This window comes from Shigella sp. FC1967 (assembly GCF_001743005.1).
Classification (GTDB): domain Bacteria; phylum Pseudomonadota; class Gammaproteobacteria; order Enterobacterales; family Enterobacteriaceae; genus Proteus.
On record NZ_MIIZ01000792.1, the window covers coordinates 1 to 3257 of the forward strand.

Annotated in this window: 5 protein-coding genes; 3 read left to right on the forward strand and 2 right to left on the reverse strand. The window is 30.9% G+C overall.

What is annotated here, in order from left to right; all coding sequences use genetic code 11:
- Window positions 1-412: 412 nt before the first annotated feature.
- Entirely contained in the window at window positions 413-574 is a 162-nt protein-coding gene (locus BHE89_RS25730) for a hypothetical protein (protein ID WP_286146113.1), read from the reverse strand.
- Entirely contained in the window at window positions 549-833 is a 285-nt protein-coding gene (locus BHE89_RS13065) for a hypothetical protein (protein ID WP_286146114.1), read from the reverse strand. The genes BHE89_RS25730 and BHE89_RS13065 overlap by 26 nt, the downstream gene beginning before the upstream one ends.
- Window positions 834-1602: 769 nt before the next feature.
- Between BHE89_RS13065 and copM the strand changes: the two genes are divergently transcribed.
- The 3 genes from copM to BHE89_RS27075 all read left to right on the forward strand — a co-directional run bounded on the left by copM (window position 1603) and on the right by BHE89_RS27075 (window position 3056).
- Complete coding sequence (gene copM, locus BHE89_RS13070) at window positions 1603-1974, forward strand: CopM family metallochaperone (protein ID WP_069368951.1); 372 nt, start codon at window positions 1603-1605, stop codon at window positions 1972-1974.
- A gap of 262 nt (window positions 1975-2236) precedes the next feature.
- On the forward strand, window positions 2237-2896 hold the full coding sequence (locus BHE89_RS13075) for an AraC family transcriptional regulator (RefSeq protein WP_286146115.1): 660 nt from the start codon (window positions 2237-2239) through the stop codon (window positions 2894-2896).
- Window positions 2897-2909: 13 nt separating this feature from the next.
- Window positions 2910-3056 carry a hypothetical protein gene (locus BHE89_RS27075; RefSeq protein WP_216081008.1) on the forward strand — a complete coding sequence of 49 codons (147 nt, stop codon included), beginning with the start codon at window positions 2910-2912 and terminating at the stop codon, window positions 3054-3056.
- The last annotated feature ends 201 nt before the right edge of the window (window positions 3057-3257 follow it).

Below are 3257 nucleotides of genomic sequence, written 5' to 3' on the forward strand. Positions count from 1 at the left end.
GCTTTTATCCGATTTGCTTTTCTTACTCTAGCTAAAATAGATTTATAATATTAAAAAATAAAAAAATAGCATAAAAATGAAAATGCATTTTTATTAAAAAACAAAAAAATAAAACCAACTTAATCACTTAAATCTCGCTGCTAAAGCGAATCAGCTATCAATTTTAGCATATTCATATCACGACTTTAAATCCCCTTAGCCACTTCTTTTTAACGTTAACATAATCGTCTAATAGCAAGATTATCAATATAGATAACCTATCACTATTTTATGTCGAAGAAGAAAAACAGACTGTTTTTAAGAAAAATATATTGTATATTCATTGGATTAAGTTAGGAAATATTAATTTAATCGCCGAAAATAATCTTACTATCGGATAAAAGATAAATAAAAATAGAGGGGGATAATGAGATCACTGACTTAAGTCATTAATAACTTGGAGTGCTTGCTTGCAAGCAATGTTTTTCATCGGTGATGTTGAACCATCAAAATCATTTTTGATCGTCAAGATTTGTTCTTTTGCTGCTCGTGGTAGGATTAAATTTCCATTAGAGAGTGCTTTTTTCAACATCATCTAACTTTTCAGTTAACTGCTGACAACTTCCATAATTATCTTTAGATTGATAAACCGCCATAAGCGTATCGCGTTTTGCCTCTACCGTAGAAAGGGTTTTACGTACTGTTGATGACGAATTTTCAATCACTTCGCAACTTTCATTCAAAAACTCATCGCTATTTTCTTTAACGACAGACACAATCAGAATAGCGACAAGAATAGCCAGTATTATAGTCAGCGATAAAATCCCTCCTGCAATAATAAGTATCTGTTTCATCGTAAACTCCACATATAAACCATATCTTTTTCAAGATTTATTTTTAATTTATATAATTAAAATAAATTAGGTTCAATCTGGATTACGATTCTTTTTATTTTTTACATTTTATTACGGAGGTATACAGTTCTATTTATTTTTATTTATAGAAAAAGCACCTAATTTTACTTGATTAGCATTAAATAATATATAAATTTTATTTAATAAATTTATTTTTTTAGAACAACACGCAATATAATTTAAATTATGCCTATTTTCTATAAAAAATGAAATATGGATAAAATATGATCTATTTTACTTATTTAACAACTTATTCTTAATTATCTTGATTATTCTAAATAAGCCTTCATCAAAAATTAAACCAATAAGTGATATTAAACTTATGTTACCCGATATTATTTATACTTCTGGAAGCGAATATTAATAAATAACTCATGCCCGATCTTTGAGTGTACTTTGAGACATAGACTGTGTTGGAGTTTAATGTTTTCATATAACCTGCTATTATATTGCATCAATAATATAACTTTATAATGACATATTTAAAATAAGAACAGTTAGTATTAATCTTCTTTTTTGCCAAGAAACTCCGATGATATCAATTTGAATATGGGTATATAACCAATTGAAATAAAATAGATTAAAAGGCTATTTTGTAATTACGTCATTAAAAGTAAAGAACATTAAACTTTGAATAACAACATTGACCTTCCCCTAAGGGGAATCTTTAAAGTGATAACAATTTCACGATAAATCAAAGGAAACTGTTATGAAAAAAATCTTACCTGCTACGGTTATTTTAATGAGCGTCATCTCTTTTGGTGCAATGGCAAATAATACTCATATGAACATGAATATGGATACACCTCATGGCAGTTCACCAATGCAAAAAGAGCTCAATGATTCCATGAACAAAATGCATGCCGATATGGCAAAAGGAATGAATACTAATAATGCAGATGTTGCATTTGCTGATGGCATGATTGCACACCACTTAGGCGCCATTGATATGGCTAAAATTGAGCTGAAATACGGTACCGATCCTGAAATGCGTAAACTCGCCCAAGCTATTATTGATGCACAAGGCCCTGAAATAGAGCAAATGCAAAAATGGTTAGAAAAAAATAAAAATAATAAATAATAACTTCATAAGGCTGTGATTTATTAGGCGCAGCCTACTTTATTTTTAATATTCCCTTCCAGTTTATTATTAGAAATAAATCAAATAATTTTCTAATATTCATCTCATATATTATAATTTTGTGACGACTACAATATTAATCGCTTTATCCAGTATGGAGTCCATATGAATAAATTTAGAAAAACATGGCGTCATTAACTCAAAAAACTCGCTATGCTGATAGAAAAAATGGACTTATGATACTAATCAATTAAAAACCCCGATCCCGGGATTAACGCTGACACACTGGACTTCTCCTACACCAATTACTAGCCACACTCACAAATCAGGAATATGTTTAATTGCCCAAGGTGAAAAGAGAGTGATCTTGGGCGAAGAAAGCTTTATTTACGATGCCAGCCATTTTTTAATTTCTTCAATAGAACTCCCCGTTATGGCGAATATTATGAAAGCGAGTAATGAAAAACCGTTTTTAGGGCTAGTTATGGAGTTAGATTTGCAAGAAATATCACAACTCATCGTTGATAGTGAATTAACATTTAACTCTGATTCAAATGCTCAAAAAGGAATTGCTATTGGCGAATTATCAGAGCCTTTAGTCAATGCCTTTATTCGCTTACTCACTCTTCTTGATGAACCTAATAGCATTAAAATTCTCGCTCCAGGTATAAAGCGTGAAATTTTTTATCGTCTACTTGTTACAGAGCAAGGTGAACGATTGAATCAAATCGTCACCGCGGGTAGTCATAGTCATCAAATAGCGAAAGCAATTGATTGGTTAAAAAACAATTACATAAAACCACTAAATATCAATGAATTGGCTTTGTGCTCTGGAATGAGCAAATCTGCTTTTTATACTCATTTTAAAACAATGACATCAATGACACCGCTCCAATTCCAAAAAAAAATTACGACTGAGTGAAGCTCGCCGATTAATGTTAACGGAAAATTTAGGTGCAATAACAACAACTTTCCGCGTGGGTTATGAAAGCCCTTCTCAGTTTAGTCGTGAATATAGCAGATTATTCGGAGCTCCACCGGCAACAGATATAAAGATGCTTAAAGAAACGGATCGTATTTAACCGTTATAACTCTCTTATTCTCTCTCTTACCTAATGTATATTATTCATAATCCGTATTTTCGTTTTTTGGAAAAATAGGCAAGAGACTAAGAAGATCAGACATTCATTTCTAACTACAAAAGCGATAGCATTCTCCTCAACAATTAATCTATTCCTATCTTATTTGAAGTTAAAAGCACAATAAACTTTGATTAGATCCTC

What these genes read in the sequence shown, in the direction of transcription:
- BHE89_RS25730 (WP_286146113.1), bottom strand. Translation starts at nt 574, where the DNA reads ATGATGTTGAAAAAAGCACTCTCTAATGGAAATTTAATCCTACCACGA.
- BHE89_RS13065 (WP_286146114.1), bottom strand. Translation starts at nt 833, where the DNA reads ATGAAACAGATACTTATTATTGCAGGAGGGATTTTATCGCTGACTATA.
- copM (WP_069368951.1), top strand. Translation starts at nt 1,603, where the DNA reads ATGAAAAAAATCTTACCTGCTACGGTTATTTTAATGAGCGTCATCTCT.
- BHE89_RS27075 (WP_216081008.1), top strand. Translation starts at nt 2,910, where the DNA reads ATGTTAACGGAAAATTTAGGTGCAATAACAACAACTTTCCGCGTGGGT.